26 protein-coding genes are annotated in these 26,405 nt (G+C 71.8%); 15 read left to right on the plus strand and 11 right to left on the minus strand.

Translation table 11 applies throughout. The annotated features are described in order from the left end of the window. Positions 1–67 precede the first annotated feature (67 nt). Positions 68–751 carry a vancomycin high temperature exclusion protein gene (locus tag ACFYNP_RS08350; protein ID WP_388783737.1) on the plus strand — a complete coding sequence of 228 codons (684 nt, stop codon included), beginning with the start codon at positions 68–70 and terminating at the stop codon, positions 749–751. Between the two features lie 18 nt (positions 752–769). On the opposite strand, the gene ACFYNP_RS08355 is transcribed toward ACFYNP_RS08350, so the two are convergent. After that, entirely contained in the window at positions 770–1,228 is a 459-nt protein-coding gene (locus ACFYNP_RS08355; RefSeq protein WP_388783739.1) for a gamma-glutamylcyclotransferase family protein, read from the minus strand. After that, on the minus strand, positions 1,225–1,554 hold the full coding sequence (cutA, locus tag ACFYNP_RS08360; RefSeq protein ID WP_388407742.1) for a divalent-cation tolerance protein CutA: 330 nt from the start codon (positions 1,552–1,554) through the stop codon (positions 1,225–1,227). Before cutA ends, ACFYNP_RS08355 begins: the two co-directional genes overlap by 4 nt. A 202-nt stretch (positions 1,555–1,756) precedes the next feature. On the opposite strand from cutA, the gene ACFYNP_RS08365 reads away from it, so the two are divergent. Together ACFYNP_RS08365 and ACFYNP_RS08370 are read left to right on the plus strand one after the other, a co-directional pair. Further along, positions 1,757–2,497: a hypothetical protein gene (locus ACFYNP_RS08365; protein ID WP_388783742.1), complete on the plus strand. Its 741-nt coding sequence runs from the start codon at positions 1,757–1,759 to the stop codon at positions 2,495–2,497. Further along, positions 2,494–3,906 carry an ATP-binding protein gene (locus ACFYNP_RS08370; RefSeq protein ID WP_388783746.1) on the plus strand — a complete coding sequence of 471 codons (1,413 nt, stop codon included), beginning with the start codon at positions 2,494–2,496 and terminating at the stop codon, positions 3,904–3,906. Before ACFYNP_RS08365 ends, ACFYNP_RS08370 begins: the two co-directional genes overlap by 4 nt. A 218-nt stretch (positions 3,907–4,124) precedes the next feature. Here ACFYNP_RS08370 and ACFYNP_RS08375 read toward each other — a convergent pair whose 3' ends face one another. After that, entirely contained in the window at positions 4,125–4,724 is a 600-nt protein-coding gene (locus ACFYNP_RS08375) for an NADPH-dependent FMN reductase (protein ID WP_388783749.1), read from the minus strand. A gap of 69 nt (positions 4,725–4,793) precedes the next feature. On the opposite strand from ACFYNP_RS08375, the gene ACFYNP_RS08380 reads away from it, so the two are divergent. The 3 genes from ACFYNP_RS08380 (at position 4,794) to ACFYNP_RS08390 (ending at position 7,123) form a co-directional block, all read left to right on the plus strand. Then, positions 4,794–5,582, plus strand: a complete 789-nt coding sequence (locus ACFYNP_RS08380) for an aminotransferase class IV (RefSeq protein ID WP_388783752.1) — start codon at positions 4,794–4,796, stop codon at positions 5,580–5,582. 120 nt (positions 5,583–5,702) lie between these two features. After that, on the plus strand, positions 5,703–6,392 hold the full coding sequence (locus ACFYNP_RS08385; protein ID WP_388783754.1) for a hypothetical protein: 690 nt from the start codon (positions 5,703–5,705) through the stop codon (positions 6,390–6,392). A gap of 41 nt (positions 6,393–6,433) precedes the next feature. Then, entirely contained in the window at positions 6,434–7,123 is a 690-nt protein-coding gene (locus ACFYNP_RS08390; protein WP_388783757.1) for a class F sortase, read from the plus strand. Positions 7,124–7,138: 15 nt separating this feature from the next. On the opposite strand, the gene ACFYNP_RS08395 is transcribed toward ACFYNP_RS08390, so the two are convergent. From ACFYNP_RS08395 to ACFYNP_RS08420, 6 genes are all read right to left on the minus strand, one after another. Continuing rightward, positions 7,139–7,918 (minus strand): sulfite exporter TauE/SafE family protein, encoded by a 780-nt coding sequence (locus ACFYNP_RS08395; RefSeq protein ID WP_388783760.1) that lies wholly within the window; start codon positions 7,916–7,918, stop codon positions 7,139–7,141. A 37-nt stretch (positions 7,919–7,955) separates the two neighbouring features. Then, positions 7,956–8,147 (minus strand): hypothetical protein, encoded by a 192-nt coding sequence (locus tag ACFYNP_RS08400; RefSeq protein WP_388407720.1) that lies wholly within the window; start codon positions 8,145–8,147, stop codon positions 7,956–7,958. Between the two features lie 181 nt (positions 8,148–8,328). Next, positions 8,329–10,089 (minus strand): ferric reductase-like transmembrane domain-containing protein, encoded by a 1,761-nt coding sequence (locus ACFYNP_RS08405; protein ID WP_388783763.1) that lies wholly within the window; start codon positions 10,087–10,089, stop codon positions 8,329–8,331. 164 nt (positions 10,090–10,253) lie between these two features. Continuing rightward, a complete protein-coding gene (locus ACFYNP_RS08410; protein WP_388783765.1) occupies positions 10,254–10,907 on the minus strand; it encodes a response regulator in 654 nt (217 codons plus the stop codon). A 77-nt stretch (positions 10,908–10,984) separates the two neighbouring features. Next, on the minus strand, positions 10,985–12,283 hold the full coding sequence (locus ACFYNP_RS08415; RefSeq protein WP_388783768.1) for a sensor domain-containing protein: 1,299 nt from the start codon (positions 12,281–12,283) through the stop codon (positions 10,985–10,987). A gap of 26 nt (positions 12,284–12,309) precedes the next feature. Then, positions 12,310–13,047 (minus strand): sensor domain-containing protein, encoded by a 738-nt coding sequence (locus ACFYNP_RS08420; RefSeq protein ID WP_388783770.1) that lies wholly within the window; start codon positions 13,045–13,047, stop codon positions 12,310–12,312. Positions 13,048–13,693: 646 nt separating this feature from the next. Here ACFYNP_RS08420 and nirB point away from each other — a divergent pair. From nirB to ACFYNP_RS08445, 5 genes are all read left to right on the plus strand, one after another. After that, a complete protein-coding gene (nirB, locus tag ACFYNP_RS08425; RefSeq protein ID WP_388784297.1) occupies positions 13,694–16,162 on the plus strand; it encodes a nitrite reductase large subunit NirB in 2,469 nt (822 codons plus the stop codon). Further along, positions 16,159–16,497, plus strand: a complete 339-nt coding sequence (gene nirD / locus ACFYNP_RS08430; RefSeq protein WP_388407707.1) for a nitrite reductase small subunit NirD — start codon at positions 16,159–16,161, stop codon at positions 16,495–16,497. Before nirB ends, nirD begins: the two co-directional genes overlap by 4 nt. Before the next feature lie 9 nt (positions 16,498–16,506). Beyond that, positions 16,507–17,091 carry a TetR/AcrR family transcriptional regulator gene (locus ACFYNP_RS08435; RefSeq protein WP_388783773.1) on the plus strand — a complete coding sequence of 195 codons (585 nt, stop codon included), beginning with the start codon at positions 16,507–16,509 and terminating at the stop codon, positions 17,089–17,091. A 152-nt stretch (positions 17,092–17,243) separates the two neighbouring features. Next, a complete protein-coding gene (locus ACFYNP_RS08440; RefSeq protein WP_388783776.1) occupies positions 17,244–18,008 on the plus strand; it encodes an SDR family NAD(P)-dependent oxidoreductase in 765 nt (254 codons plus the stop codon). Between the two features lie 59 nt (positions 18,009–18,067). Next, the gene (locus ACFYNP_RS08445; RefSeq protein WP_388783779.1) at positions 18,068–18,991 is read left to right on the plus strand and encodes an oxidoreductase; all 924 of its coding nucleotides are present in this window, start codon (positions 18,068–18,070) and stop codon (positions 18,989–18,991) included. A 54-nt stretch (positions 18,992–19,045) separates the two neighbouring features. On the opposite strand, the gene ACFYNP_RS08450 is transcribed toward ACFYNP_RS08445, so the two are convergent. Continuing rightward, positions 19,046–19,450, minus strand: a complete 405-nt coding sequence (locus ACFYNP_RS08450; RefSeq protein WP_388407695.1) for a VOC family protein — start codon at positions 19,448–19,450, stop codon at positions 19,046–19,048. 376 nt (positions 19,451–19,826) lie between these two features. On the opposite strand from ACFYNP_RS08450, the gene ACFYNP_RS08455 reads away from it, so the two are divergent. From ACFYNP_RS08455 to ACFYNP_RS08470, 4 genes are all read left to right on the plus strand, one after another. Next, on the plus strand, positions 19,827–21,575 hold the full coding sequence (locus ACFYNP_RS08455) for an APC family permease (RefSeq protein ID WP_388784301.1): 1,749 nt from the start codon (positions 19,827–19,829) through the stop codon (positions 21,573–21,575). Between the two features lie 253 nt (positions 21,576–21,828). Then, positions 21,829–23,082 carry an ABC transporter substrate-binding protein gene (locus tag ACFYNP_RS08460; RefSeq protein ID WP_388783781.1) on the plus strand — a complete coding sequence of 418 codons (1,254 nt, stop codon included), beginning with the start codon at positions 21,829–21,831 and terminating at the stop codon, positions 23,080–23,082. Between the two features lie 5 nt (positions 23,083–23,087). Continuing rightward, positions 23,088–23,996: a carbohydrate ABC transporter permease gene (locus tag ACFYNP_RS08465; protein ID WP_388407687.1), complete on the plus strand. Its 909-nt coding sequence runs from the start codon at positions 23,088–23,090 to the stop codon at positions 23,994–23,996. Beyond that, on the plus strand, positions 23,996–24,874 hold the full coding sequence (locus ACFYNP_RS08470; protein WP_388783784.1) for a carbohydrate ABC transporter permease: 879 nt from the start codon (positions 23,996–23,998) through the stop codon (positions 24,872–24,874). Before ACFYNP_RS08465 ends, ACFYNP_RS08470 begins: the two co-directional genes overlap by 1 nt. On the opposite strand, the gene ACFYNP_RS08475 is transcribed toward ACFYNP_RS08470, so the two are convergent. Then, positions 24,832–25,881, minus strand: a complete 1,050-nt coding sequence (locus ACFYNP_RS08475; RefSeq protein WP_388783786.1) for an ArsR/SmtB family transcription factor — start codon at positions 25,879–25,881, stop codon at positions 24,832–24,834. The genes ACFYNP_RS08470 and ACFYNP_RS08475 overlap by 43 nt on opposite strands. Positions 25,882–26,405 lie beyond the last annotated feature (524 nt).

Raw genomic sequence — 26,405 nt, forward strand, 5'->3', positions numbered from 1 at the left:
GCGAACCGGCGCGCACGCCCCCGCGTCCCTCCCCTCGTACACCGACGGAGCTCACCGGGGGGACCACGTGCCACGCATCCGAGGGAAGCGACCGCGTCTGCCGCGCACCCGCGCGGGCCGGCGGCGTCTGCTGCGGAGCCTCGTCGCCGCGTGTGTGCTCGCGCTCGCCCCCGCCACCTGGCTGTACACGAGCACCGGCGACCGCGTCGGCACGGTCGCCGACGCCCCCGCCGCCGGGGTCGCCGTGGTGTTCGGGGCCGGACTGCGGGACGGGCGGCCCTCCCCCTACCTCGCCGACCGCCTGGACGCGGCCGTGCGGCTGTACCGGGCGGGCAGGGTCAAGGCGATCCTGGTCACCGGCGACAACAGCCGCCCCACCTACGACGAGCCGGACGCGATGCGCGGCTACCTCGTCCGGCACGGCGTCCCGGACCGGAGCGTGGTCAGCGATTTCGCGGGGTTCGACACCTGGGACTCCTGCGTCCGGGCCAAGAAGGTCTTCGGCGTCGACCGGGCCGTCCTGGTCAGCCAGGGCTTCCACATCCGGCGCGCGGTGGCCCTGTGCGAGGCCGCGGGCGTGCGCTCCTACGGCGTCGGCGTCGACGCCCCGCACGACGCGACCTGGTACTACGGCGGCACCCGCGAGCTCTTCGCCGCGGGCAAGGCCCTGCTGGACGCCGTGTTCCGGCCGGCCCCCACCTTCCTCGGCCCGAAGGAGCCCGGGGTGGCCCGGGCCCTGGAAGGCTCCTGAGGTCACACCGGGCCGGCCTCAGGGCGGGGGCGGTACCGGTGGGGCGGCCGGGGTCCGCCGGGTGAGCCAGTCGCCGCCGGGGATCGGCGTGCCGCCCGCGAGCAGCTCGCGGGCGAGGCGGGGTGCGGCGAGGTAGACCCAGGACCGTACGGGCCTCCCGTCGACGAGCGCCTCGCGCACCAGCCGGTCGTAGAGGTTGCGGGGATGTCCGGGACCCACGTACTCCTCCAACTCGTCCAGTGCGGCGAGGAGTTCGGGGTGGACGGCGGGGTCGAGCCCGATGAGGGTGCCGGTGACCGTGCCGTCACCCGGTATCGCGTACGGGTAGCCGGGCCCGTCGTACAGCAGCGCGCCGGTGAGCAGCGCGGGCCGCTCGGAGCGCGTACGGCCGGCCAGGAAGCGCCGGTGGTAGCGCTCGCCGGGGCGGAGCGTGCCGTAGACGAAGAGGGGCAGCGGGGGCTCGGCGGCGCCGGTCATCGGGCGACCGTCTCGGCGGTGATCCAGGACAGGTAGTCGGGGCTTCCGGCCACCACCGGGGTCGCGATGATCTCGGGGGTCTCGTAGTCGTGCGCGGCCAGGAGGTGGCGTTCGAGGGCCTGGTAGCGGGCGGCGGTGGTCTTGAAGAGGACCTGCCACTCCTGGGTCGTCTCGATGCCGCCCGCCCAGTGGTAGACGGACAGGACCGGCCCCACGATCTGCGCGCACGCGGCCAGGCGCGCCTCCACGGCGCCGCGGGCGAGCGCCGCCGCCTTGTCGGCGCTGTCGGTCGTGGTCCGCACGGTCAGCGTTTCGGCCGATGCCACGGCGTCCTCCCTCGGTGATCCGGCCGGGTGCGGCCGGGATTCTCGGTGCCGTCCGGCAGGGTCCTACGTCCCGAACCCGCCGGCCGGTGGGGAGCGTACGCACGGCTGTTACCCGTTGTCCCGAATTCCGTGATGGTCCGCTCCTAGTGTCGACGGTCGCGGCCGGGGTCCCGGCCGCCTTCCCCGACCCCGGCACCCCACCATGATCCAGACCTTTCGGATGGTCCGCGCCGTAGCCGTCGCGGGCATCGCCGCCCTCGGCGTCGCCGCGGTGGTGTTCGCCCTGTCCGGGTGCGGTGAGCGCTCGGGCCTGGTGGAGGGCGACCGGGCGTCGCCGGTCGCCCTCCAGCCCGGGCCCCAGAAGCTGTGGCCCGCCTGGTACGAGAGCGAGTCGCGGCGCGAGGGCGTGCGGGCGTCCGGCCGCGGGGAGCCGCCGGTTCCGCTCGCCGACGCGCCGAAGGTTCCGGCGGACGGGCTGCGCGGCCTGGATCCGGCGGCGGTCCTGAAGGCGGACCCGCGCGCCCGGTCGCTCATCCGGCTCCCCCTGATCCACAGCCCCGGACGGCCGGGGATCCGGCCGCCGGTCTTCCACGACCTGACCGGCGACGGCGGCCCGCCCGAGATGATCGTCGCGGCGGACCTGGAGAGCCGGCGCACGGCGGTCATCGTCTACTCGGTCCGCGACGGCCGGATCGTCCCGATCCTCTACACGGTGGGCAGCCGGCTCGCGGTGGAGGCCGTCGGCACCGACCTCGTGACGCGCGGCGCCGCGGACGACGGTGCCGAACAGGTCGTCCGCTACCGCTGGGACGGGGTCCGGCTCACCCCGGTACGGGACGAGAAGACGTACAAGAACGCCTCTCCCAGGACTTCGGGAGGCGCGGGCGCCCCGGACTCCCGCTCCGCGCCCGGCCCCGCGAAGACCGCCGGGGGCGCCCCGTGACCGCCGGCCCGCGCCCGCGCCCGGAGGCGCGCCGCCATCTCGCCGCCCTGCGCCGCCACTTGGCCGCCCCTCGCCGCCGCTTGGCCGCCCCGCGCGGCCGGGCCGACGGGCTGCGCGGCCGGGCCGACGGGCTGCGCGGCCGGGCCGGCGGGCTGCGCCGGGGCCTGAGCCTGCGGGTCAAGATCTCCCTGCTGCTCGCGGCGGGCTGCGCCCTGGTGGCCGTCGCCATCGGACTGCTCATCCACCAGTCCCGGGCCGCCCAGATCGCCTCGACCGCCCGCGAGTCCGCGACCGCTCAACTCATCCGCGTACGGCAGCTGTACGAGCTGACCGGACAGGTGGACCACAACGACACGGAGGCCGCACTCGACCATCCCGCGCTCCCCGAGCCGCTGCGCGAGTCCGCCCGGAACGGCAGGCGCAGCACCTACCTGGACCTGGACGGCCCGCACCCGGCGGTGTGGGCCGCGCGGCCCGTCGGCAACCGGGTGCTCTCGGTACGCCGCCCCCTCGACACCGCGGCGGATCAACTACAGGAACTCGACAGCCAGTTGGTGGCCTGGGGCGCGGTCGTCGTGGGGCTCGCGGCGCTCGGCGGCGCCGGACTCGCCAGCAGGCTCAGCCGCCAGCTGCGGACCGCCGCGGCCACCGCACGCCGGATCAGCCTGGGCGACCTGGACGCCAGGATCGGCGGGACCCCGGCCGGGCGTCAGGACGAGGTGGCCGAACTCGCCTGCGCCGTCGACACGATGGCGGCCTCGTTGCAGAGCCGCCTGGAGGCCGAGCAGCGCTTCACCGCGGACGTGGCGCACGAGCTGCGCACCCCGCTGACCGGCCTGCACACGGCCGCCGAACTCCTCCCGCCGAGCCGTCCGACCGAGCTCGTACAGGACCGGGTCGCGGCCCTGCGCACCCTGACCGAGGACCTCCTGGAAGTCGCCCGGCTCGACGCGAACGCCGAGGAACCCCATCTGGAGGTGCTCCCGCTGGACCGCACCGTGGAGCAGATCCTCCAACGCTGCGGCCTAGCAGTCGAGTTGGGGCGGCACGAGGTCTCCCACGGGCCGGACCCCGACGGGACCGACACGCTCGTACGCACCGACGCCCGCCGCCTGGAGCGGATCGTCGCCAACCTCATCGCCAACGCGCGGCGGCACGGCGCCGAACCCGTCGAGGTGACGGTGGACGGCACCTCGGTCGCCATCCGCGACCACGGGCCCGGCTTCCCCGGACACCTCCTGAAGGACGGCCCCCGACGCTTCGTGACCGGCGCGAAGGAACGCGGCCAGGGCACGGGCCTCGGCCTGACCATCGCCCTCGGCCAGGCCCAGGTCGTCGGCGCACGGGTGACACTGAGCAACGCGGAGGACGGCGGAGCGCTCGCGGTGGTGAGCCTGCCCGCCGCGTGACGCGCCGCCCGGCCGGTGTCCCGGTCGGGGCGGTGGACGGGCGCCTCCCCGGGTACGGCTCCGGCTGCACCCGCGTACGTACGCTCCGGGCCAACCGGTTCGCGGGGGTCCGCGGCTCACCCCGCGTACGTACGCGCCGGGCCAACCGGCTCGCGTGGGTCCGCGGCTCAACCCGCGTACGGGCGCGCCGGGCCAACCGGCTCGCGTGGGTCCGCGGCTCAACCCGCGTACGGGCGCACCTCCTTGGCGTCGCGCAGCGCCCACGCCCACCACGCCACCTGGTCGAGCATCTTCTTCACGGCCGCGTCCGCCTGCGAGGGCTCGCGGTGCTCGCCGTCCTCGTCGAAGAGGCCGTGCACCTGCGGGAAGCTGACGGTGTCCCGCACGGTGACGGCGTGCAGCTCGGCGAAGACCTGCCGCAACTGCTCGACGGCCCGCAGCCCCCCGGAGATCCCACCGTAGGAGACGAACCCCACGGGCTTGGCCTGCCACTGCGCGAAGTGCCAGTCGATCAGGTTCTTCAGGGGCGCCGGGAAGGAGTGGTTGTACTCGGGGGTGATCACGACGAAGGCATCCGCATCCGCCAACTTGGGTGTGATGACGGCGAGTTGGGCCGCCACGGCGGGCGAGGGGTCGCGCGAGAGGGCGGTCGGCAGTTCGGTGTCGGCGAGGTCGAGCACCTCGATGTCGAGGCCGTGGTGTGCACGGGCCCGGGCGAGGAACCAGTCGGCGACGACCGGCGCGAACCGGCCCTCGCGGTTGGAGCCGATGACGACGGTGAGCTTCAGAGCGGCCTGCTCGGCCGTGACGATGTCCATGCCGAGAAGGATTCAACCTCAAGCAAGCTTGAGGTCAAGCCGGGCGGGCCCCGAACTATCTTGAGATCCATGACACTTCCGTACGTCGAGGTCGACGGCCGCCCCGCCAATGCCGAAAACCTGCTCGTCCCCGCCCTGACCGGCGGCTACGGCCACTTCACCGCCCTACAGGTGCGCGACGGACGGGTCCGCGGTCTCGCCCATCACCTGACCCGCCTCGACCGGGCGACCCGCGAGCTGTTCGGGCCCGGCCTGGACGGCGGACGGGTCCGCTCGCTGATCACGCGTGCCCTCGGCGCCTGCGGTGCGTCCGACGCGGCGGTGCGGGTCTATGTGTACGGTCCGGCCGACGCACCCACCCCGATGGTCGTCGTACGCGACCCCGTCGACATGCCGTCCACCGCGCAGTCGCTGCTCTCCGTGCCCTACGAGCGGCCGGTCGCCCACATCAAGCACCTCGGCGGCTTCGCGCAGGCCCACTACGGGCGGCTCGCCGAGCGCCAGGGCTTCACGGAGGCCCTGCTGACCGGTCCTGGCGGCGTCGTCGCGGAGGGCGCGATCACCAACATCGCCTTCTGGGACGGCACTTCGGTGGTGTGGCCGGACCGTCCCGCGCTGCCCGGCGTCACCAAGGCCATCCTGGAAGAACGGCTCGCGGGGTACGGCCTGGAGTCGGTCCACCGCGAGGTGACCCTGGCCGGCCTCGACGCGTACAGCGCGGCCTTCGTGACGAACTCGCGCGGGATCGCCCCGGTCGGCCGGATCGACGAGCGGGAGTTCGCGGTCGACGCGGAACTCATGAAAAGGGTGTGGCGGGCGTTCGAGGAGACCCCCTGGGACGTGATCGACCCGGCGTGACGGCTCACCCGTACGGCCCGCCCGCCGTCACTCGTTCGCCCCCCGCCGGGGGGCGCGACGGCCACCGGCCCTCTTAGGTCGAAGGCAGAAGCTCAGCTCTGCCGCGTCCCCGGAGGATCCATGCGTACAGCCCGACTCCTGACCAGTGCCCTGCTGGCGGCCGCCGCCACGCTGGGCCCGGCGGCGTCGCTCGCGTACGCCAACGGCGATCCGGCCGCGCCCGGGTCCCTCGAACTGTGGCCGGCCAGCGCGTCGCCGGGCGCCACCGTGACCGCGAACACCACGGCCTGCGGGGCGGCGGGGCGCGCCACGGGCGACGCGAACACGGTGGGCGCCGGCGACTTCCAGCTGACCGCGTCCACCCACAAGGAAGTGCTCGCCGGCCAGTTCCAGGTCGCCCCGCACACCAAGCCGGGCAGCTTCCGCATCAAGGTGAGCTGCGAGAACGGCAAGACCGTCGAGGCACAGCTCACCGTCGCGGCGGGCGGCGACCGTGAGCGCGAACGGTGGGGCAAGGACGGCCAGTGGAACAAGGACCGGGACCAGTGGTCCAAGGACAAGCCGTGGGACGGCGGCGGCCAGTGGACGAAGGACAAGTCCTGGGACGCGAGCGACCGGGGCGACCAGTGGGGCCGTGACAAGTCGTGGGAAGGCCACGACCCGCGCGGCCATGTGAAGACCGGCGTCGGCGGCAGCGTCCGCCCCGACACCCCCTTGATCGCGGCGGGCGCGGCGGTACTGACCGCGGCCGCCGTGGGCGGCACCTGGCTGCTGCGTCGCCGGGCGAGCGGCGCGCAGGGCCGGGGCTGACCCCCTTGTCTGCCCCTGCGCCGGCCCCTGTGTCGGCCCCTGTGGCACGGCGCAACGCGGCCTGGCTGATGGTGGTCGCCGCGTTCGCCGGCCTGTGGCTGGTGGAACGGGGCTTCGACTCCGTGGAGCCGCCGCGGCCGTCGTCGGCCGAGGCGTTCGCGGCGGGCCCGGGCGCCTCCCACCGCGGCGGGCCGGCCGCACGGGGTCCGGCAGCGCGGGGCCGGGCCGAACTCCCGCCTCCCTCCGGCCTGTTGGCCTCCGATCCCGTACGGATCCGGATTCCCTCGATCCGGGTGGACGCGCCCGTCATGCGGCTGGGGCTCGGCCCCGACCACAGCCTGGTGGCGCCGCCGCCGGGCAACACGAACATGGCCGGCTGGTACGAGGACGGCACTCCGCCCGGAGTCCGCGGCACCGCCGTCATGGCGGGCCACGTCGACGACGCCCGCGGCCCCGCCGTCTTCTACGCGCTGGGCGCCCTGAAGAAGGGCAGCCACGTCGAGGTGACCCGCAAGGACGGCGTGACCGCCATCTTCGACGTCGACGCGGTCGAGGTCTACGACAACGACGCGTTCCCCGACGCCAAGGTGTACGGCTCCGCCCCCCGCCCCGAACTACGCCTGATCACCTGCGGCGGCCCCTTCACCAAGGGCTCCGGCTACCAGGCCAACGTGGTCGCCTTCGCCCACCTGACAGGGGTACTCGCCCCAACTCCACCCCGCCCCCTCTGACCCCCGGCGCAGCGACTACGCGTTCCACTGGTCGAACGCGAGCTTGGCCACCAGCGAGAACACCACCACCAACAGCACCCCCCGCACGAACTCACTCCCCTTGCGCAGCGCCATGCGCGCCCCCAGCATGCCCCCCGCCAGGTTGAACACGGCCATGATCCCGGCCAGTTGCCACATCACATTGCCCTGGTAGGCGAACATCGCCAACGCCCCCGCGTTGGTGCAGACGTTCACGATCTTCGCCGTGGCACTCGCCGTCACCAGATCCAGGTGCAGCACGGCCGTGAGCGCGAGGATCAGGAACGTACCGGTGCCGGGCCCGAAGAGCCCGTCGTACAGCCCGATCCCGCCCCCGACCAGCACGATCGCGGTGACCGTACGGGCCCGGGTGACCGGCTCCCCACTGGCCCCCGTACCGAACGCGGGCCGGAACATGACGAACCCCGCGACGCCGAGCAGCACCACGAGGATCACCGGCCGCAGCACCGCGCTGCTGATGCCCGCCGCGAAGAACGCCCCCGTCATGGAGCCCGCGAGCGCCGCGAGCCCGATCCGCACCGCCGTCCCCACCCGCACCGGCGCCTTGCGCACATAGGTCACGGCGGCTCCCGACGTACCGACGATGGCGACGGCCTTGTTGGTGCCGAGGATGTGGGCCGCCGGCACGTGCGGCAGGCCCAGCAGGAGCGCGGGCAGCATAAGCAGCCCGCCACCGCCGACCACGGCGTCGATCCATCCGGCGGCCCCCGCGGCCAGGCACAGCACGATGAGCATGGTCAGCGATATGTCGGGCATGATCGCGACTTTAAGGAGCGGCGGCTCGGTGCGTCCATTACTTTCCGGATGCTTGAGCGAGATCTGAGCCGGCGGCCGCGGCCCGGTCGGGGGCGGGCGGCGCGGCCGGCGTGACGGCGCCGGCCAGGAAGGTCGCCGCAAGGGCACTGACGGCGGTGAGCCCCGCGGCGAGCCGGCGCCGGGCACGGTCGAGGGGGACGGGGGTGGCGCACTTGCGGTGACGGGCCATGGCTGGGCGATTCCTCGGGGCTCGGTCGGGCGGGGCTCGGCGGGTGGGGCTCGTACGAACGGGGCTCGATTGGGCGGGGCTCGTACGAACGGGCTCGGTTGGGTGGGGCTGGTGCGAACGGGCTCGGTGGGTGGGGCTGGTGCGAACGGGCTCGGTGGGTGGGGCTCAGTTGGACAAGGCTTCAGAAGCTGAACTGCTCGGTGTGGATGTGCTGTTCGGGCACCCCCGCCTTGATGAGCGAGGCGGTGGCCACCTCCGCCATCGGACCGGGCCCGCACAGATAGACATCGTGCTCGGCCAGACCGGGCACGAGCTCGCGCAGGGCCTGCGGCGCGAGCGGGTCGAAGGCCGCGTCGGAGGGGCCGAGCAGATAGTGCAGTGCGGCCCCACGCGCCACGGCGATGGCCTCCAGCTCGTCACGCAGCACCAACTGCGCGGCGTTGCTGGCCCGGTAGAGCAGGGTCAGGTCACCCGGCGCCGCGGGCAGCGTCTCGAACAGGACCCGCATCGGCGTGATGCCGACCCCGCCCGCCAGGAGCAGTACCTTGCGGCGGGTACGGCGGTGCGCGGTCATCGCACCGAAGGGTCCGGTGGCCAGGACCCTTGTGCCCGGACGCAGCCGGCGCATCCGCCGACTGTGCACACCGAGCGCCTTGACGGTGATCCGTACGGTGTCGTCCCTGACCGGCGCGGACAGCGAGAACGGCAGCGAGGTGTGCCACAGCCTGCGCTGCACGAACCGCCAGCGCAGGAACTGCCCCGGTTCGGCGCGCAGCGCGTCAAGCCCCGTGCCGCGCATGACGACCGAGACGACATCGGGGCTCTCGTCACGCACCTCGACCACCCGCAGACCGTGCCGCAGCGCCTGCCGCACGGGGACGACACCCCGGTACCAAACGATCAGCACCGCGACCGTGGCGTGCAGCATCGCCCAGGCCCACACGGTGAGCGGGCTGCCGGACACATCGGGGCCGACGAGCTGATGCGCGAAGGCGAGCGCGGCCCCAAGGTAGGTGAGGAAGTGCAGGGCACGCCAGGTCTCCTGGGAGATCCGCGCCCGCGCGGCCCGCACCGAACTGACCCCGGCGGCACCGAGCGCCAGCGTCCCGAACGCGGCCGCCACAATGCCTCCGTAGCCCAGCAGTTGAGCCGTCGCCCGCAGCACATCGGTACCGGTGTACGCGGCGTATCCGCACAGCGCGAGCACCACATGCGCACCGACGAGGCTCAGGACATAGCGCCCGCCGAGCGAGTGCCAGCGGGCGAGCCGGTCGGCCCCCACCCCGTGCTCGACCGCCGGAACACGGGCCATGAGCAGCAGCATCACCAGGATGCCGTAACCGGCGAGCAGCCCGGACAGATGGGCCGCGCCGGCGAACAGCGCGTCCAGCCGCGCGGACGGCTCGGCCTGACTGCCCCACAGCAGGCTCACCGCGCCGGCCCCCGCGACCATCCCGCGCCGCATGACCCGCGGCCGAATCCGAAGCGCCCGCCCCGGCACGACCCCGGCCCCGGCCCTGGGCTCCCGGCCCGGCACGACCCCGGCCCCGGCCGCCGGAGCCCGCCCCTCGAAAACCTCCCGGGCGGGCCCGCCGTGCTTCGGCCGCGGCTGCGCCGGCTCCCACCGCGGCGGCTGTTGCCTCGCGAAGGCCGACTCCGGCTGATCGGGGTGGGCCGGGACCGGGTGGGCCACGTGAGCCGGGTGGGTGGGGTGCGAGTGCGGGGGCGGTGGTTGATCCGAGTGGGGCGGTTGATCCGAGTGGGGCGGTTGAGCCGGGTGGGCCGGATAGGCCGGGTAGGCCGGGGGCGCCTGCCCGGTCCGCTCGGTCTGCCCGGCCTGCCCGGTGTCCCCGGTCTGCCCGGTCTGCTGGGACTGGTGCGCGAGATAGGCGGACAGCGCTGGGTAAGCGGCAAGCTGCGGGTCGGTGGCCTCGATCGTCACGCCCGGCAGCCTAGGTCGGCAGCACCATCGAAAGGCCCTGGTCAGAGCCGGATCCGGGATCCTTAAGGCCCCCTTGAGGATGGGCTGACCACCGATTAAGCCGAGCCCACTCCGGGACTGCCCCAGCCGGGTCCCGGCCCGGTCGCGGCGGCGACCGCCGAGGGTCAGCCGCCGGCCCGGTCCAGATACCGCAGGACCGCGAGCACCCGCCGGTGCCCCGACTCCGACGGCGGCAGGTCCAGCTTGCTGAAGATGTTGGCGATGTGCTTCTCCACCGCCCGCTCCGACACCCCGAACCCCTCCGCGATGGCGTGGTTGGTGCGGCCCTCCGCCATCAGTCCCAGCACTTCCCGCTCACGCGGCGTGAGTGCGTCGAGCGCGGCGGCCCGCCGACTGGCACCGAACAGCTGGGCCACCACCTCCGGATCCAGCGCGGTTCCGCCCGCCGCCACCCGCTCCAGAGCGTTCACGAACTCCCCGATGTCCACGACGCGTTCCTTCAGCAGATAGCCGACCCCCGCCCCGCCGTCCCCAACGAGCTGCTCCGCGTACTTGGTCTCCACGTACTGCGAGAAGATCAACACCCCGGTGCCCGGCGCCGTCCGACGGATCTCCACCGCCGCCCGCAGCCCCTCGTCCGTCTGCGTCGGCGGCAGCCGGATGTCCACCACCGCCGCGTCCGGACGGTGCTCGGCGACCGCGGCAAGCAGCGCCTCGGCATCCTGGACCGCGGCCGCCACTTCCACGCCCCGCATCTCCAGCAGCTGCACGAGCCCGTCGCGCAGGATCGAGGAGTCCTCGGCGATGACGACCCGCATGAATGACCCGCCCCGTTCTCGGTGTTCACCTGTTCTCGGCGTCCACACAACTCATCTGTTCTCGGCGTCCGCACAGCTCATCGCAAGGGCAGCAGCACACTCACCACCGTAGGCCCACCGGGCGGGCTGTCGCAGTTCAGTGAGCCGTCCACGGTACGCACCCGGTCCCGCAACCCGGCCAGTCCACTGCCCGCCCCCACCAGCGCTCCCCCGCGCCCGTCGTCCTCGACGGCGAGCAGCAGTGCCTTCGCGTCGCCGTACACCGTGACCCACACCTGCGAAGCCCCGCTGTGCTTGGCCGCGTTGGCCAGCAGTTCCGCCGTACAGAAGTAGGCGATGGACTCGATCGCCGGACTGGGCCTGCCCTCGATCCGGCAGTCCACCCGCACCGGCAGCGCACTGTCCGCCGCAAGCGTGGCGAGCGCGGTGTCCAGCCCCTGGTCGAGCACGGGTGGATGGATGCCCTTCACCAGATGGCGCAGATCGGCTACGGCCTGTTTGGCATTGCCCTGCGCCGTCTCGACGACCTTCAGGATCTTGTCCTGCTCGGCACCTCCCGCCACCAGCTCGCGGATCATCGTGAGATGCATGCCCAGACCCACCAGACGGGCCTGCGTCCCGTCGTGGAGGTCGCGTTCTATACGACGTAGGGTCGCCGCCGCGCCGTCCACGGCCTGGGCCCGGGTCTCCTCCAGGGTGCGGATGCGCTGGTCCGCCCGGTCCGGCCCGAGCAGCCCACCGAGCAGCAGCCGGTGCGGGACCAGCGCGTGGCGAAGCAGCCACGGCGCCGCGTACAGAAGCACAAGTCCCAAGGCGAAGGGCAGCAGCCACCGCGGCCAGCTGTCCAACTCCACTCCCCCCACCTCCAGTCCCACCCTCCGTACGGAACCGTCGGGCCCCGTGATCGTGAAATTGTTCCAGCGCTTGAGCAGGGGATGCAGGGTCAGCAGTACCCCGTTCACCCAGCCGATGTACAAGGCGGCGAGCGGCAGCAGGGCGGTCAGCGGGGCCGCCAGTGCGCAGCCCACCGCCCGCCAGCCGGTCCGCCCACCGAGCACCGAGCGCCGCCAGTCGAACACTCCGCTCGTCTCCGGCAGCGTCGGCGGGTCGATCTCCAGGCCCAACAGGCGCTTCGCCAGGGCTCGTTGGAGCTCTCCGAGGGCGAGGGCCGCTCGGACCGCCGCGGCGATGAGCCACAGTCCCAGCGCGGTCCACGACAGCACCGCTCCGATCAGCAGGACCGCGACGACCAGGACCAGGCCGGCCAGGGCGAGCGGCAGCGCGATGAGCGAGTAGAGCGCGGCCCGGGCGACCGGGCCGCGCCGGTCCCGTCGGTAGGGGAACTCCGGGGAGCCCGGAAGACGCAGGCGGTGCATGGGCTACAACCCTAGGGGCGAGCCGGTCAGAGCTGGTGGATCACGGGTATGGACAGGAGCGCGCAGAGCCCGGTCACGGCCAGCGCGATCCAGGTGGCCTTGAGCAGCCCGGCCCGGTCGCCTCCGAGGAAGCCCCTGACGAGGCGGGCCTGGAGCAGGGTGAACCCCTTCATCACCCAGGGTGTGATGAGCAGGAAGGACACGCCGCCGCCTATGCCGTGCACTGCCCATGCCCCGGCCATCGTGGGACCGCCCCATGCCTGGGTCGGGTCGCTGTCCGGCCGCAGCGGATAGGCCAGGTTGATGACGACGACTGTCCAGAAGTAGGCCGACACCGTGAGCGCCACCAGGTTGAGTGGCAGGCTGATCACGGCGTGGACCAGGGCGAGTGGGCCGGTGTGCCGGGGATCCGTCACCTCCACGCCGAGCAGCCGCCGGGCGAGCCCACGCTGGATCCGGCCGGCCGGGCCGCCGACCAGGGCTATCGGGATACACAGGATGCCCACGGGCAGGGCGAGCAGGAGGTAGGCGAGCCGCAGCCATGTCACGGCCCGGAACGGCTCCCGGAGTATCGCCTTCCAGCCCACGCGGCCGGCACCGCGGTGCCGGGCGTGCTGGTCCGTCCCGGCCGGGGTCGCGGCCGTGGCGACCGGGCCGGAAGCGGGGCCGGCCGGGCCCGTAGCGGGGGCGGGTGGGCGGCCCGGGCCCATGCCAGGGCGGGTCGGCGTGTGGTCGGAGGCGGGGTGTCGCTGCGCGAGGTCCATGCGTCAAGGCTCCCGCCCGGGGCCCGCCGTTTCGATCGTGCCAGCACGGATCTTCAGGGTTCGGTTTACCCCACCCCCCGACCACTCCCTTCCGGAGTCGCCCCGCCCGCCCCGAGCCCGGAGCACACCATCCCCGACCCGGATCACTCGCTTCCCGCCCCGCCCCGCCCCACGCCCAGCCCGGATCCGTCCGTCTCAGGCCCGCGTCACCCCACGCCCAGCCCGGATCCGGCCATCCCCGGCCCGCGTCACCCCACCCCGGGCCGCCCCACTTCGCGCCCACGCCCCACCTCGGACCCGCCCACGTCCCGACCTCCGCCCCACCGCCCCATGGGCCGGCCGGTCGCGAAGGGCGCCTCGGCGCCTCACACCCCGTTCCCCGCCCCGCTGAGCGCAAGGTTCCGCCGTGGAAATCGGCGGGATGCGGACGGGTAACAGCCGTCACGCACGCTCGACGCATGAGTACGGACACCCTGGCGAGCGGCGGTACGGCGGGTGACCTCCGGACCCGTCGGACCGGCCGGGCCCCGGCCCCCCCGCCCCGGTGACCGTCAGCGGCGAGGAGGCCCACGCCGTACCACCGACGACGGAGGTTCCTGACGTGCCCAACGAACGCCTTTCCACGATCGTGGTCGTCGGCCACGGCATGGTCGGCCAGCGTTTCCTGGAGGCACTCGCCGAGCGCGGCGCGACCGGCCGGACCCGGGTGGTCGTGCTGGGCGAGGAACCCCGTCCCGCTTACGACCGGGTGCGTCTCACCTCATACTTCGAGGGCAGCACACCCGACGAACTGAGCCTCGTTCCGGCTGACTTCATGCGTCGGCACGGGGTGGAGCTCCACGTCGGCGACCCCGCCGTGTCGGTCGACCGGGCGGCGCGCACCGTCACCGCCCGCTCGGGGCGCACCTTCGCGTACGACACGCTCGTCCTGGCCACCGGCTCGTTCCCCTTCGTGCCGCCGGTACCCGGCAAGGATCTCGCCGGCTGCTTCGTCTACCGGACGATCGAGGACCTGCTCTCCATCGAGGCGTACGCCAAGACCGCGACGACGGGCGCCGTGGTGGGGGGCGGGCTGCTCGGACTGGAGGCGGCCGGGGCGCTGAAAGGGCTCGGACTCACCACCCACATCGTGGAGTTCGCGCCCCGGCTGATGCCGGTACAGGTCGACGAGGGCGGCGGCGCGGCGCTGCTCCGCACCATCGAGAACATGGGCCTCACCGTGCACACGGGCGTCGGCACGCGGGAGATCACCGCCGACGGTTCGGGACGCGTCAATGGAATGACACTTTCTGACAGCTCTCATCTGTCGACCGACCTCGTGATCTTCTCCGCCGGCGTCCGCCCCCGCGACCGGCTGGCCCGCGACTGCGGCCTCGCGGTCGGCGAGCGCGGCGGCATCGTCATCGACGAGCGGTGCCGCACCGGAGATCCCGCGGTCTTCGCGATCGGCGAGTGCGCGCTGGCCGCCGACGGCCGGGTGTACGGCCTGGTCGCGCCGGGCTACGACATGGCCGAGACCGCGGCCGACACCATCGTCGGCGCCGCACGACGCACCTTCACCGGAGCCGACTTGTCGACGAAACTGAAGCTCCTCGGCGTGGACGTCGCCTCCTTCGGCGACGCGCACGGCTCGACCGAGGGCTGCCTGGACGTCGTCTACGCGGACTCCCGCTCGGGGGTCTACAAGAAGCTGGTCGTGTCCGGCGAGGGTGTGCTCCTCGGCGGCGTGCTGGTCGGCGACGCGGACGCCTACGGCATGCTGCGTCCGCTCACCGGGCACGTACCGCCGGTCGCCCCGGAGCAGCTGGTGCTGCCCGCCGGACTCGGTGCGCCGGCCGCGTTCGGCCCCGAGTCGCTGCCGGACGACGCCGTCATCTGTTCCTGCCACAACGTCACCAAGGGTGCGATCGGCGCCTGCCCCTCGCTGCCCGAGGCCAAGAAGCGCACCAAAGCCGGTACGGGGTGCGGGAGTTGTGTCCGGACCATGGGAAGGCTGTTGCCGGAGTCCGGGGACGTCGGCCTGTGCGGCTGCTTCCCCCAGAGCCGTCAGGAGCTGTATGAGATCGCGCTCGCGCTGCGCATCACCACGTTCACCGAACTCCTCGACGACCACGGCCGCGTGCGGGCGCGTGGAGGGGAGGGCTGCGAGATCTGCAAGCCCGCGGTCGCGTCGATCCTGGCGGGCCTCGGCAACGGGCACATCCTCGACGGCGAGCAGGCCGCGCTCCAGGACACCCATGACCACTTCCTCGCCAACTTGCAGCGCAACGGCTCCTATTCGATCGTGCCGCGCATCCCCAGCGGCGAGATCACGCCGGACCGACTCATCGTGATCGGCGAGGTGGCCCGGGACTTCGGCCTCTACACCAAAATCACCGGAGGCCAGCGCATCGACCTCTTCGGTGCTCGCGTCGACCAACTCCCGTCCATCTGGGCGAGGTTGGTGGCAGCCGGCTTCGAATCCGGGCACGCGTACGGAAGGTCGCTGCGTACGGTCAAGTCGTGCGTGGGGCAGACCTGGTGCCGCTACGGGGTGCAGGACTCGGTGCGGATGGCCATCGATCTGGAGCTGCGCTACCGCGGACTGCGCTCGCCGCACAAACTGAAGTCGGCGGTCTCGGGCTGCGCCCGGGAGTGCGCCGAAGCCCGGTCGAAGGACTTCGGAGTGATCGCCACGGCCAACGGCTGGAACCTGTACGTCGGCGGCAACGGCGGCGCGGTCCCGCGCCACGCGGACCTCCTCGCCCAGGACCTGACGGACAATCAACTCGTCCGTCTGATCGACAGGTTCCTGATGTTCTACATCCGTACCGCCGACCGCCTGGAGCGCACCTCGGTCTGGCTGGAGCGGATCGACGGGGGCCTAGCCCACGTCAGGGATGTGGTGGTGAACGACTCGCTCGGCATCTGCGCCGAGCTGGAAGCCCTGATGACCGCGCACGTGGCGGGCTACCGCGACGAGTGGGCCGAGACCCTGGACGACCCCGATCGGCTTTCCCGCTTCGTGTCCTTCGTGAACGCGCCCGGGGCCCCCGACCCCTCGGTCCGGTTCGTGCCCGAACGCGACCAGATCAAGCCCGAACTCCCCCTCCTCACCCTGGGAGCCACCCGATGACGACCATTCAACTCAAGCTGGACAGCGGCTGGTTCACGATCTGCGAGGCCGCCCGCCTGACCCCCGGACGCGGCGTCGCCGCCCTCCTTCCGGACGGCCGCCAAGCCGCCGTCTTCACCGACCGGCGCGGGCGAACGTACGCGATCGACAACCGCGACCCGTCCACCGGCGCCTGCGTTCTCTCCCGCGGGCTGCTCGGTTCCACACCGGAGGGCCGCCCCTATGTCGCATCGCCGCTCCTCAAGCACCGCTTCGACCTGGAGACCGGGGCCTGCCTCGACGACGAGGCGTTGACCGTCCAGACTTACTTGACCGAGCGTTCCAGTCAGTTCTAGTGTCTGGGTGTGGCCAGGACCAAGGAATTCGATCCGGACGCCGCGCTGCGTTCGGCCCTGGAGCTGTTCTGGCGGCGCGGATACGAGGCGACATCGATGGCGGACCTCGTCGAGCACCTCGGCATCGGCCGCGCCAGCATCTACGCGACGTTCGGCAACAAGCACGAGCTGTACCTCAAGGCTCTCGACCGCTACGCCGAACACCGAGACGCCGCTCTGCTCGCCGAGCTGTCCGCGCCCGGCCCCGCACTGCCCGCCGTGCGCGGCGTGGTGCGGCGCTTCGCCGCCGAATCGACGGCCGAGGACTCCCGCCTGGCCGGCTGTCTCGTCACCAACACCGCGGCCGAACTGGCCCCGCACGACCACGCCGCGGCCCGCCGGGTCGAGCTCAGCTGGGGACACATCGAGACCCTGCTGCACTCCGCGCTCGTCCGCGCCCAGGCGCAGGGCGAACTGCCCGCGCACCGTGATCCACGCGGCCTCGCGCGGCTACTGCTCGTCTTCTTCCAGGGAGCACGGGTCGTCGGCAAGGCCTCGGCAGATCCGGGCCGGGTACGGGACGCGGCCGAGCAGATGCTGACGTTGCTGGACTGACCATCGTCGGGCGATATCTGACATCGCGCTGACATTTTCCCCTTTTCCCTTTTCCACTTCCGATCCCCCACCCCCCACCCCTCCGCCTCCCGCCAGACCGCCCACCCGGTCTCCACCCGCATGTCCAAATAACAGAACGATTGGTCAAGAATATGTCTGCTCGTTTCGCCCACAAGTCCGTCCTCGTCACCGGCGCCGGATCCGGTCTGGGCCGGGCCGTTGCGCTCGCGTTCGCCGCCGAGGGGGCGCGGGTCGCCGTCGCCGGGCGTACGGCCGTGTCCCTCGACGAGACGGTCGCCCTGATCACGGAGGCGGGTGGTACGGCGGCCGCGTTCCTCGCCGATGTGTCCGACTCCCCCGCCGTGCGCGCCCTCGTGGCCGATGTCGTCGAGCGGTTCGGCTCCCTCGATGTCGCGGTCAACAACGCAGGGGTCTTCCGCGGCGGGGCACCCGTTGTCGAGCTGTCGGAAAGCGACTGGCAGACATTGATATCTGTCAACGTCACCGGCGTCTTCCACGCCCTCCAGGCCGAGATCGCCCACATGCGTACCCAGCAGTCGGGCGGCGCCATCGTCAACATCGCCTCCAACCTGGGGGCCCACCGCCGCGCCCCCGGCCTTGCCGCCTACATCGCGTCCAAGGCCGCCGTCAGCGCGCTGACCAGGGCCGCCGCGCTCGACCACATCCAGGATGGGGTCCGCATCAATGCGGTGAGCCCGGGCCCCCTCGCCACCAGCATGTCGCTGCGCCCCGGCGAGAGCGAGGCCGAACGGGCCGTGCGCATGAAGGAGGTGCAGCCGCTCGGCCGGGTCTCGACGACGGCGGAGGCCGCCGCGGCCGTCCTGTACCTGGCGTCCGACGACGCCGCGTCGGTCGTCGGCACCGACCTTGTCATCGACGGCGGCGCGTCCGCCTGACCTCCCGCACGCCCCCGCGCCCGTCCCCGCCCTCACATACCCGCCGGTACGGTGGGGGCATGACTCAGGGTTGGAATGCTCAGGACATCCCCGACCAGAGCGGCCGTACGGCCGTCGTGACCGGGGCCAACAGCGGCATCGGGCTCGTCACGGCGCGGGAGTTGGCCCGCCGGGGCGCACGGGTGGTGCTCGCCTGCCGCAGCGAGGCGCGCGGCCGGGCGGCCGAGGAGCGCATCCGGAGTGAAGTACCGGACGCGCAGGCCGAGTTCCGTCCGCTCGATCTGGCCGATCTCGCCTCGGTGCGGGACTTCGCGGCGAAGCTTCCGTACGAGCGGCTCGATCTGCTGATCAACAACGCGGGTGTGATGGCGCTCCCGTTCGGGCGGACGGCGGACGGGTTCGAGACGCAGTTCGGCGTCAACCACCTGGGGCATTTCGCGCTCACCGGGCTGCTGCTGCCGAGGCTGCGGGCGGCCGGGGCGGCGCGGGTGGTGAGTGTGTCCAGTGGGATGCACGCGCTGTCCAATATTGATATCCGTGATCTCAACAGTGAACGCCGTTACCGGCGTTGGATCGCCTACGGGCGGTCCAAGTCGGCGAACCTGTTGTTCATCCATGAGCTGGCGCGCCGGCTTCGGGCGGCGGGCTCGGACGTGGTCGCCGCCGCCGCGCATCCCGGTTATGCCGCGACGAACCTTCAGACGCAGGCGGTCCGGATGGAGGGACGGCGGCGTGCCGAGCGGATCGTGGAGCTCGGCAACCGGATCATGGCGCAGCCGGCCGAGGCCGGGGCGCTGCCGACGCTGTTCGCGGCGACGGCGCCCGGGGTGCGGCCGGATTCGTTCACGGGCCCGTCCCTGATGATGTGGCGCGGTTCGCCCGCCCCGTCCTGGCGGGCGGGCTGGACGCTGAACGATGGGGCCGGTGAGCGGCTCTGGTCGGCTTCGGAGCGGCTCACCGGCGTCGCGTACGAGGCCGTGTGACGTACGAGGGGTGCGGTGCCGGACGGGGAGGGCCGGGGGCCGCGTCCGCGGTGCTCAGGCGTTGACCGCGGCCGGGTCCATGTACATGACCTCCCAGTGGTGCCCGTCGGGGTCCAGGAAGGAGCGGCCGTACATGGGCCCCTGTTCCATGGTCTCCTGGGCGGGTGCGCCGCCGGAGGCGAGGGCGGTGTCGACGAGGCGGTCGACCTCGTCGCGGCTGTCGGCGCTGAGGCAGACGATCGACTCGACGGTGGTGGCGGTGTCGGCGATCTGCCGCTGGGTGAAGCCCTTGAAGAACGGCTCGGTGAGCAGCATGGCGTAGATGGTGTCGCTGATGACCAGGCAGCCCGCGTTGTCGTCGGTGAACTGGGGGTTGAAGGAGTAGCCCAGTTTTCCGAAGAAGGTCTTGGAGCGTTCCAGGTCCTTCACCGGCAGGTTGACGAAGATCATGGTGGGCATGTCGTGCTCCCTCGTGGGTGGTGGCCTTGCTGACGAGGGGTAGACGGCTGCGGTTCCGGAAACTCATCGTCGCGCGGGGTGCTGTTTTTCCCGGCCTGTGGCGCCACTCGTCTCCCCGGCCTGTGACGCCACTCGTCTTCCCCGCCTGTGGCGCGGCCCGTACCGCCCGCGTCAAGGGTGCGTATGGATGCGGGCGTCGTCCGACAAGGGGGCGCCAAGGGCGGCCGGATCGGGGCCCGCGGGGTCGCACGCTGGGCGCATGCTCACCACGTCGAAGGCCGTCGTCAGCGACGCCGCCCCCGAAGAACCTCCTGGAGTGGTCGACCGGCACCGGCTGACCGCGACGCAGGGTCTGGCCGCGCTCTCCCTCGATGCGATGGCGTCGGTGGCGTACGGACCGGAGGCGGTGGTTCTGGTCCTCGCGTCCGCCGGTGCGTACGGGCTCGGTTTCACGCTGCCGGTGACGCTGGCCATCGCCGGGTTGCTCGCGGTGCTGGTCGCCTCGTACCGGCAGGTGATCGCGGCTTTTCCGAACGGCGGCGGTTCGTATGCGGTGGCCCGGCGTCATCTGGGGGCGCGGGCGAGTCTGGTGGCGGCGGCGTCGCTGATCCTGGACTACGTCCTGAATGTGGCGGTGTCCGTGACGGCGGGGGTGGCTGCGCTGACGTCGGCGTTTCCGGGGCTCTACGGTGACCGCCTGGTGATCTGTCTCGGGGTGCTGGTTCTGGTCACGGCGGTCAATCTGCGGGGCATCGTCGATTCGGCGAAGGCGTTCATCGTGCCGACCGGGGTGTTCGTCGCGGCGATCCTGGCGATCGTGGTGGTCGGTCTGTTCCGTTCGGCGCCCGTGTCCACGCAGGCCGCCGACGGCCATGCCTCGGTGCTGGCGGGGAACGCGACGAGCGTGGGGGCGCTGTTGTTGCTCAAGGCCTTCGCGTCGGGCTGTTCGGCGCTGACGGGGGTCGAGGCCGTGGCGAACGCGGTGCCGTCGTTCCGTGCTCCGGCCGCGCGGCGTGCCCAGCGTACGGAGGTGGCGCTCGGCGGTCTGCTCGGGGTGATGCTGGTGGGGCTGGCGGTCCTGATCGGCCGGTTCCATCTCCAGCCGGTGGAGGGGGTCACGGTGCTGGCGCAGCTCGCGGATGCGTCGCTGGGTCACAACTGGGCTTTCTATGTGGTGCAGTTCGCGACGGTGGTGTTGCTGGCGCTGGCCGCGAACACGTCGTTCGGGGGGTTGCCGGTGCTGATGTCGCTGTTGGCCCGGGACAACTATCTGCCGCATGTCTTCGGTCTGAAGGCGGACCGTCAGGTGCACCGGCACGGGGTGCTCGCGCTGGCGGCGGTCTCGGCGGTGCTTCTGGTGTTCTCCGGCGGTGACACCAACACGCTGGTCCCGCTGTTCGCGATCGGTGTGTTCGTCGGGTTCACGATCTGCCAGACGGGGATGGTGATCCACTGGCGTGGGGAGGGTTCTCCGGGCCGGCACGGGAAGGCGCTCCTCAATGGTTTCGGCGCGGTGCTGACGGGTGTCGCGGCGGTGGTGGTCGCCGCGTCCAAGTTCGCCGAGGGTGCCTGGCTGATCGTTGTCGCGCTGCCGTTGCTCGTGCTCGTCTTCGAGGCGGTGCACCGGGCGTACGGGCGGATCGCCGAGCGGCTCGATCTGGGCCGGGTGCCCGAACCGCCGCGCCGGGACCGGTCGTTGGTGATCGTGCCGGTGTCGCATCTGTCGCGACTGACGTGTGAGGCGCTGAACGCGGCGGTGTCGCTCGGCGACGAGGTGCGGGCGGTGACGGTGAGCCATCCCGATGAGGAGGACCGGCGGGACACGGAGGCGCTGCGCCGCGACTGGGAGCTGTGGAATCCGGGTGTCGAGCTGGTCGAGCTGGCCTCGCCGCACCGCAGCCTGGGCCGTCCGGTCGCCGACTACGTGAGCCGGGTGCACACGTATCATCCGCGGACCCGGGTGACCGTGCTGATACCGGAGGTGGAGCCGGCGCACATCTGGCAGCGGGTGTTGCAGAACCAGCGCGGGGCGGTGCTGGCGCACGCGGTGCGCAAGGACACGGATGCGGTGATCTGCCGGCTGCGCTTCCGGCTGGCTCCGGCCTCGGCGCGGTACGAGGCCTGAGGCTCCGGGTACCGGCGCCCCGGGCGCGGGCGGACGTTTGTGGGCTCGTCGGGCTTGCGCGGCGGGCCGGACGGTGGGGTCGGGTGGACTTCCACGGCGGGCCGGACGGTGGCAGGTCGGGCGGGCTTGCACGGCGGGCCGGACGGTGGCGGGTCGGTCGGGCCGACACACCGCCGCAATACCCCTGTCGTAATCCCCCTGCATGGTTGATCGTTGAGCCGTACAGCGGGATGACGAACAGGGGGCGTACGCCATGACGATCAGCCGCCGGACACTGCTCGGCAGCGGGGCCGCACTGGGCCTGCTCACCGCATGTGGCTCCAACACCGGCCGTGACAAGGCCAGTTCGCCGGACGGGAAGGTCGCGCTCGGCCACTGGTACCACCAGTACGGCGAGCCGGGGACCGAGGCGGCCGTGCGCCGCTATGCGGCCGCGTACGACAAGGCGAAGGTCGACATCCAGTGGCGGCCGGGCAATTACGACCAGCAGACGGCGGCCGCGCTGCTCACGGACTCCGGTCCGGACGTCTTCGAGGTGAACGGGCCGACGCTGGACCAGATCCAGGGCGGTCAGGTCGTCGACCTCACCTCGCTGCTCGACGGGGTGAAGGACGACTTCAACCCGGCGGTGCTGGCGCCGAAGACGTACGACGGCAGGATCTGGGGCATCCCCCAGGTCGTCGACACGCAGTTCCTCTACTACCGCAAGAGCCTGCTCGCCGCGGCGGGTGTGCGGCCGCCCACCACGCTCGACCAACTGGTTGACGCGGCAAAGGCGTTGACGCGGAACAAGATCAAGGGGCTCTTCCTCGGCAATGACGGAGGGGCGGGTGTGCTGGGCGGTACGCCGCTGTACGCGGCCGGGCAGAGTCTGGTGACCGCCGACGGCGCGGTGGGTTTCGACGATCCGGCGGCCGCGCGCACGCTCGGCAAGCTCCACCGGTTCTACGCCGACAAGTCGCTGCTGCTCGGGGCCCCTTCGGACTGGTCGGATCCGGCCGCGTTCACGCAGGGCCTCACGGCGATGCAGTGGTCGGGGCTGTGGGCGCTGCCCGCGGTGCACAAGGCGCTCGGTGACGACTTCGGGGTGCTGCCGTTCCCGGGGGACGGGCCGGGCGGGAAGCCGTCGGTGCCGGTCGGGGCGTATGCCGCCGCGGTGTCGGCGCGTTCGAAGCATCAGGCGGAGGCGAAGGCGTATGTGAAGTGGCTGTGGGTCGAACGGGCCGATTTCCAGGAGGACTTCGCGCTGTCCTACGGCTTCCACATTCCGGCGCGGCTCTCGCTGGCCAGGAAGGCGGCGAAGCTGCGCGAGGGTGCGGCGGCCGATGTGGTGTCGTTCGTGACGGACCACGGGTACGCGCAGCCGTTGCTGTGGACGCCGGCGCTTCAGACGGCGTATCAGGACGCCTTGAACCGGATCATCAAGGACGGGGCGGGTGCGGACGGCGAGCTGAGGGCGGTCGTGCGCAAGGCGAAGGACGAGCTTCAGCGGGTGAAGAAGCACTGAGCGCCGTGCGACGTCGGGTTTCGGACAACACGCTGTGGTTCTGGGTCTTCGTCGGCCCCTTCGCCGCGGGTCTGGCCCTGTTCACGTATGTCCCGTTGCTGTGGAGCGTGTACCTCAGCTTCTTCGACGCCCACAACACGGTGTCGCCGACGGACTTCGTGGGGTTCGGCAACTACACGGCGATGCTGAGGGACGGCGCGTTCACGTCCAGTCTGGGGACGTTCGCGGTGTTCTCGCTGTTCATCGTGCCGGCGACGTACGCGCTGTCGCTGGGTCTGGCGCTGATGGTGCACCGGGTGCGCCGTTTTCAGGCGTTCTTCCGGTCGGTGTTCTTCCTGCCCGCGGCCTGTTCGTATGTGGTGGCGGCGCTGATCTGGAAGATGTCGCTGTTCAGCGGGGTGCGGTTCGGTCTGGTGAACACGGTGCTCGGCTGGTTCGGGGTGGATCAGACGGCGTGGCTGTCGACGACGCATCCGCCCTGGTACTGGCTGGTGATCGTGACGGTGCGGCTGTGGTTGCAGGCCGGGTTCTACATGGTCCTGTTCCTGGCCGGGTTGCAGCGGATCAGTCCGCGGCTGTACGAGGCGGCGGCGGTGGACGGGGCGCGGCCGGGCTGGCAGGTGTTCCGGCACATCACGTTCCCGCAGTTGCGGGCGACGTCGGTCGCGGTGGTGCTGTTGCTGGTGATCAACGCGTTCCAGGCGTTCGACGAGTTCTACAACCTGCTGTCGGACGCGCGTGGCTATCCGCCGTACGCCCGTCCGCCGCTGGTCTACCTGTACTACACAGCACTGGGGCAGGGGCAGAACCTGGGGATGGGCAGTGCAGGTGCGGTGATCCTGGCGTTGGTCATCGCGGTGGTGACGGTGTTCCAGGCCCGCTGGTTCGGCCTGGGCCGGAAGGAGGCCGACTGATGCGTGTGCCGCGAGCCGGTGGTGCCCCGCGCGGGAGGCGGCCCGAGGATCCTCTGCTGCGGGTGGGGCGGGCTCTTCGGTGGGTGATCCTGGTGGCGCTGGCGCTGCTGTTCCTGGTGCCGTTCTATCTGCTGGTGCGCAATGGCCTGTCGGCGGAGCGGGACATCACGTCGCCCTCCTGGACGTTCTTCCCTTCCAGCGTGCACTGGTCGAACGTGCGGGAGCTGTTCGACGATCCGGCGGTGCCGATGGCGCGGTCGTTGCTGAACTCGGCGCTGATCGCGGTGGCGACGACGGTGGGCACGCTGCTGCTGGCTTCGCTTGCGGGGTACGGGCTCGCGCGGATCCCGTACCGGTTCGCCAACCAGGTGTTCTACGCGGTGATCGGGACGTTGATGGTTCCCGCGGCGGTCACGTTCGTACCAAGTTTCGTTCTCGTTTCGTCCCTCGGCTGGGTGTCGAGCTTGCGCGGTCTGATCGTTCCGACGCTGTTCTCCGGGTTCGCGTGCTTCGTCTTTCGCCAGTTCTTCACGGGATTTCCACGAGAGTTGGAGGATGCGGCCCGGGTCGACGGGCTCGGATATTGGCGGACGTACTGGCGGATCGTCGTGCCCAATGCGCGTCCGGTCTTCGCGGCGGTCGGCACGATTGTGTTCATCGGTGCCTGGAATTCCTTTCTGTGGCCGCTGGTCATCGGCCAGGACCGGGACGCCTGGACGGTTCAGGTGGCGTTGTCCACCTTCACCACGGCCCAAGTGGTGAATCTGCACGAGCTGTTCGTGGCGGCGGCCGTGTCCATCGTCCCGCTGGTCCTGGTCTTTCTGCTGCTCCAGCGCTACATCGTGGCGGGTGTGGAGCGTTCCGGGATCGACGACTGAGGCGACGGGGACGGCCGGCGCGGCCGCGGCACGTGCGGGGTTCCGCCGCACAGCAGGGCGGAGCCGAGCGGGGTCAGCGTATGCAATACGGAGTTGCCGTGCCGCAGGGTGACCAGGAGGCCGGCGTCGCGCAGGACTGCTGCGTGCTGGCTGGCGGAGGCGAGCGATACGCCTGCCCTGCGGGCGAGTTCGCTGGTGGTGCAGCCGTTGCCGATGGCCATGAGCACGCTGGAGCGGGTGTGTCCGACGAGCCGGCCGAGCGAGGTGGTGCGGCCGGGTCCGGGCGGGGACTCGTAGGGCGCCTGGGTGTGGGTGACCGGGTAGACGAGGACGGGCGGCAGCTTCGGGTCGTGGAGGGCGACGGGGGTGCGGCGGCAGAAGAACGAGGGCTGGAGCAGCAACCCCCGTCCGTTCAGGTGGAGTTCGCGGTCCACCGGGTAGTCGGCCTCCAGGACGGGGGCGCGCCAGCGCAGCATCGGCGGCAGGGAGTCCAGGAGTTCGCTGGCGCCGCCGTCGAGCAGGGCCCGGCCGCGGGCGGCCCGGTCGGCGTCGACGCGGGCCTGTATGTGGGGCCAGTAGGGGGAGACGGCCGCCTGGTGGTAGGCGGCCAACGCGTCGGCGAGGCGGCCGAGTTGGGTGGTGCAGCCGTCGGCGAGGGCGGCGGCCCAGCCGGTGGTGGGGCGGCCGCCGGGGAGGCGGGAGAGTTCGGCGTCGAGGCGCTCGGGTCCGGTCTCGCGAATGCGCATCAGGCCGGCGTCGAGGGAATGCGGGCCGTGTGGTGGGGTGAGAAAGTCGGGGAAATATCCGCGGCACGGAACGACTGCGGAGAGCAATCGTGTTTCTCCGCTCAATCGGCCGCGGGTTTCCTGTCGCCATTCACCGAATACGGAGGCGCCCCGCCGGTCCCTTAAGCGGTGAAAGCTGAGAATCGTTTCCCACAGCGTGTCGGGACCCGGCGCCATACGGAGCCGGGCCAGATCCTCGCCGGTGAAATGAATGCGCAGCACCGAAACCCCACCTGTCCACTGTCTGCAACGTGTTGCCTTGTTGTTGCATCCGCAATTGATCCCCCGACCGACTCGACTGAGTATGCCTCCCGTCACTGCCCGTGACCACGGGCCTTTCAGCCACAGTTGAAAGGCCTCGCGGAAGGGGTGCCCGGGGCGAAAGGCTGTACCGCGTCGGGCACGACACCGAGCCGACCGGAAAGATTCTGCGAAGACCGTGGGGGGCTTCACAGTGTCTGGCGGCGGTGGGCGTAGGTGGCGGCTCCGTGCTCGGCGTGGTTGACAGAGTGCGGTTCACGGGTGGGGATCCGTGAACCGCACTCTGTATTTCCGGCCATGACGTCGTTAAATGTCCGCCCTTCAACAGGAATTAAGCGCTCGCACACCTGGAACGTGTAGCGCGTTGCCTGTGAGGCAAACGCTTACCGCGCCCGTGAGGGGCCGGGAAGGCAAAAGGGGCGGCACCCCCGCACAGGGTTGCCGCCCCTTCTTGGTGTTCCGGAGCCGCCGCCGGATCGGTGGTG

Origin of the sequence: Streptomyces sp. NPDC006691, assembly GCF_042869955.1 — a bacterium.
Taxonomy (GTDB): Bacteria; Actinomycetota; Actinomycetes; order Streptomycetales; family Streptomycetaceae; genus Streptomyces.

Excerpts from the sequence above, each read along its gene's own strand:
- ACFYNP_RS08400 (WP_388407720.1), bottom strand. The coding sequence starts at position 8,147 with ATGGCCCGTCACCGCAAGTGCGCCACCCCCGTCCCCCTCGACCGTGCC.
- nirB (WP_388784297.1), top strand. The coding sequence starts at position 13,694 with ATGGTCGGCCAGCGTTTCCTGGAGGCACTCGCCGAGCGCGGCGCGACC.
- ACFYNP_RS08375 (WP_388783749.1), bottom strand. The coding sequence starts at position 4,724 with ATGGACATCGTCACGGCCGAGCAGGCCGCTCTGAAGCTCACCGTCGTC.
- ACFYNP_RS08380 (WP_388783752.1), top strand. The coding sequence starts at position 4,794 with ATGACACTTCCGTACGTCGAGGTCGACGGCCGCCCCGCCAATGCCGAA.
- ACFYNP_RS08355 (WP_388783739.1), bottom strand. The coding sequence starts at position 1,228 with ATGACCGGCGCCGCCGAGCCCCCGCTGCCCCTCTTCGTCTACGGCACG.
- ACFYNP_RS08470 (WP_388783784.1), top strand. The coding sequence starts at position 23,996 with ATGCGTGTGCCGCGAGCCGGTGGTGCCCCGCGCGGGAGGCGGCCCGAG.
- ACFYNP_RS08420 (WP_388783770.1), bottom strand. The coding sequence starts at position 13,047 with ATGGACCTCGCGCAGCGACACCCCGCCTCCGACCACACGCCGACCCGC.
- nirD (WP_388407707.1), top strand. The coding sequence starts at position 16,159 with ATGACGACCATTCAACTCAAGCTGGACAGCGGCTGGTTCACGATCTGC.
- ACFYNP_RS08385 (WP_388783754.1), top strand. The coding sequence starts at position 5,703 with ATGCGTACAGCCCGACTCCTGACCAGTGCCCTGCTGGCGGCCGCCGCC.
- ACFYNP_RS08455 (WP_388784301.1), top strand. The coding sequence starts at position 19,827 with ATGGCGTCGGTGGCGTACGGACCGGAGGCGGTGGTTCTGGTCCTCGCG.
- ACFYNP_RS08450 (WP_388407695.1), bottom strand. The coding sequence starts at position 19,450 with ATGCCCACCATGATCTTCGTCAACCTGCCGGTGAAGGACCTGGAACGC.
- ACFYNP_RS08365 (WP_388783742.1), top strand. The coding sequence starts at position 1,757 with ATGATCCAGACCTTTCGGATGGTCCGCGCCGTAGCCGTCGCGGGCATC.
- ACFYNP_RS08395 (WP_388783760.1), bottom strand. The coding sequence starts at position 7,918 with ATGCCCGACATATCGCTGACCATGCTCATCGTGCTGTGCCTGGCCGCG.
- ACFYNP_RS08445 (WP_388783779.1), top strand. The coding sequence starts at position 18,068 with ATGACTCAGGGTTGGAATGCTCAGGACATCCCCGACCAGAGCGGCCGT.
- ACFYNP_RS08415 (WP_388783768.1), bottom strand. The coding sequence starts at position 12,283 with ATGCACCGCCTGCGTCTTCCGGGCTCCCCGGAGTTCCCCTACCGACGG.
- ACFYNP_RS08440 (WP_388783776.1), top strand. The coding sequence starts at position 17,244 with ATGTCTGCTCGTTTCGCCCACAAGTCCGTCCTCGTCACCGGCGCCGGA.
- ACFYNP_RS08410 (WP_388783765.1), bottom strand. The coding sequence starts at position 10,907 with ATGCGGGTCGTCATCGCCGAGGACTCCTCGATCCTGCGCGACGGGCTC.
- ACFYNP_RS08460 (WP_388783781.1), top strand. The coding sequence starts at position 21,829 with ATGACGATCAGCCGCCGGACACTGCTCGGCAGCGGGGCCGCACTGGGC.